This is a genomic window from Ohtaekwangia sp., from assembly GCF_036568665.1.
Lineage (GTDB): Bacteria > Bacteroidota > Bacteroidia > Cytophagales > Cyclobacteriaceae > Ohtaekwangia.
The window spans coordinates 1-3053 of the sequence record NZ_DATCSD010000034.1 but is presented as its reverse complement, the minus strand read 5'-3'; the positions used below and the strand labels follow the sequence as shown (position 1 = coordinate 3053).

Below are 3053 nucleotides of genomic sequence, written 5' to 3'. Positions count from 1 at the left end.
ATTACCGATGCCAGCGGAAGAACATTATCCGGACAAACTACCGAAGCATTTCTGGTTTCCGTATCGCATGTACCGTTGCTGAGTATAGGATTGAACTGTGCATTGGGAGCAAGTCAGTTGCGTCCATACCTGCAAGTGTTAAATGATAAAGCTCCGTTCTTTGTGAGCGCATATCCCAACGCAGGATTGCCAAATGAATTTGGTCATTACGATCAAACTCCGGAAGAAATGGGCACGCAGGTAGAAGTGTTTCTGAAAGAAGGCCTGATCAATATAGTAGGTGGTTGCTGTGGTACTACACCGGAGCATATCAAAACGATTGCTGCGATAGCAGCCAGGTATAAACCGCGCATTGTGCAGAGTACAGACGAAGAGGTTACAGTCTAGCAAGCCTGTGAAATATATACCCCTATATATACCGATAAAAACGAATCCGAAAAAAATAAAGATCCAATCTCTCGCGCAAAGCGGGAGCGCTGTTGAGAATTGACCCCCATGAATTATAGATTGAAATTAAGCGGCCTTGAAGCGATAGAGATTACACCGCAGTCGAACTTTGTAAATATAGGTGAGCGTACCAACGTTACAGGTTCTGCTAAATTTCTGAAGCTTATCAAGGAAGATAAATTTGAAGAAGCACTGGAAGTGGCCCTCGACCAGGTGCGCGGTGGTGCACAGGTAATTGATGTGAACATGGATGAAGGTATGCTTGACTCCAAAGCAGCCATGATCAAATACCTGAACCTGATGGCTTCTGAACCGGAGATCGCAGTTATACCGGTGATGGTCGATTCATCCAAGTGGGAAGTGATCGAAGCCGGACTGAAATGCCTGCAGGGAAAAGGTATAGTAAATTCCATCAGCTTGAAGTCGGGCGAAGAAGAGTTTGTTCGACAGGCTAAACTGGTAAAGCGCTATGGTGCGGCCGTAGTAGTAATGGCCTTCGATGAACAAGGGCAGGCCGATACGTATGAGCGCAGAATTTCTATCTGCAAGCGTGCGTATGATATTATGGTGAATGAAGTAAAGTTCGCTCCGGAAGATATCATCTTCGATCCGAATATATTTCCCGTTGCTACCGGTATAGATGAGCACCGAAATTACGCGTTGGATTTCTTTCGTGCCGCTAAATGGATTCGCGAGAATCTTCCCGGTGCCCACGTGAGTGGTGGTGTCAGCAACGTATCGTTCAGCTTTCGTGGAAATCAGAAAGTGCGTGAAGCCATGCACTCGGCATTTTTATACCATGCTATAAAGAATGGTATGGATATGGGCATTGTAAACCCAACCATGCTGGAAGTATATGATGAGATCGACAAGGAGTTGCTCGAACGCGTAGAAGATGTATTGCTCAACCGCAGAGACGATGCAACGGAACGGCTACTGGAATTTGCCGAAACGGTAAAAGGTGCGGCCAAGAAAAAAGAAACCGATGATGAGTGGCGGAAGGGAACGGTAGAAGAGCGTATAACCTATGCGTTGGTGAAAGGTGTTATCGATTTTATAGATCACGATACAGAAGAGGCACGCGTTAAATACGGCCGGCCGCTGCACGTAATTGAAGGCCCGCTGATGGCAGGTATGAATGTAGTGGGCGATCTGTTTGGTGCCGGTAAAATGTTTCTTCCGCAGGTAGTAAAGAGTGCCCGCGTAATGAAGAAGTCGGTGGCCTATCTCACACCATACCTCGAAGAAGAAAAACGACTCAATGGTGGTCAAGTTAAGAACGCTGCCAAGATATTGATGGCAACCGTAAAAGGCGATGTTCACGACATTGGTAAAAATATAGTAGGCGTTGTACTCGCCTGTAACAACTACGAAGTAGTAGACCTCGGTGTGATGGTGCCTTCTGAAAAAATCATTGAAGCAGCCAAGAGAGAAAAAGTAGATGTTATAGGTTTGAGCGGCTTGATCACGCCATCGCTGGATGAGATGGTACACGTAGCCCGCGAAATGCAGCGCGAGAAACTGGAGCTTCCGCTATTGATTGGTGGTGCTACAACATCGCGTATACATACGGCTGTAAAGATCGACCCGGTATATGACGGGCCGGTTGTACACGTACTCGATGCTTCACGCTCGGTGCCGGTAGCCAGTGAGTTGATCAGCGTAGATACACGCGCAGGTTTCAAGTCGAAAGTAAAGCAGGAGTATCAGCAGTTGCGCATTGATCACGAAAACAGAAAAGGAACCAAGAACTATATTACGCTGGCCGATGCCCGCAAGAACAAGGTAAATATCGATTGGTCTGCTGCAAAGTATACCAGGCCTTCTGTTATAGGTCGCAAGATATATACCAGTTTCCCCTTGGAAGAACTGCGTAGGTATATAGATTGGACACCTTTCTTCCAGACGTGGATGCTGGCCGGACGTTACCCCGGAATTTTAAAGGATGCAGTGGTGGGTGTAGAAGCCAAAAAACTTTTTGATGACGCCAACAACATGCTGGACGAGATCATTCGCGAGAAGAGTCTGCAAGCGAATGGTGTCATTGCGTTCTATCAGGCGGTAAACACAGGCGATGATATAGATCTATACCACGAAGGTGAAGATAAACCTTTTGCTACCTTTCACTTCCTGCGCCAGCAGAATAAAAAGGCACAGAACCTTCCTAATTTCTGTCTGTCAGATTTTGTTTCTCCCGAAGCCGGTAAAGATTACCTCGGCATGTTTGCAGTAACAGCAGGTTTAGGGTTAGAAGTGTTGGTAGACAAGTATAAAGCTAACCATGACGATTACTCCGAGATCATGGCGAAGGCGTTGGCCGATCGATTGGCAGAAGCATTTGCCGAATGCCTGCACGAAAAAGTGCGCAAAGATATATGGGGCTATGCAAGCGAAGAACATCTTTCAAATGATCAGCTTATAGACGAAGAGTATAAAGGTATACGTCCGGCACCGGGTTATCCTGCTTGTCCGGATCATACCGAAAAGAAATTACTTTTTGAATTACTCGATGCAGGCGAGATCGGTATACAACTCACGGAATCATACGCCATGTATCCGGGCGCAGCCGTAAGCGGATTCTATTTTTCAAATCCCGAATCAAAATA

General features: G+C 46.4%; 2 protein-coding genes. Both read left to right on the top strand.

The window, feature by feature from the left end:
• Positions 1–387 (top strand): homocysteine S-methyltransferase family protein (locus tag VIN08_RS01735; protein ID WP_331959288.1); only part of this gene is annotated, 387 nt, incomplete at its 5' end.
• A 108-nt stretch (positions 388–495) separates the two neighbouring features.
• On the top strand, positions 496–3053 hold a 2558-nt coding region (metH, locus tag VIN08_RS01730), incomplete at its 3' end, for a methionine synthase (protein WP_331959285.1).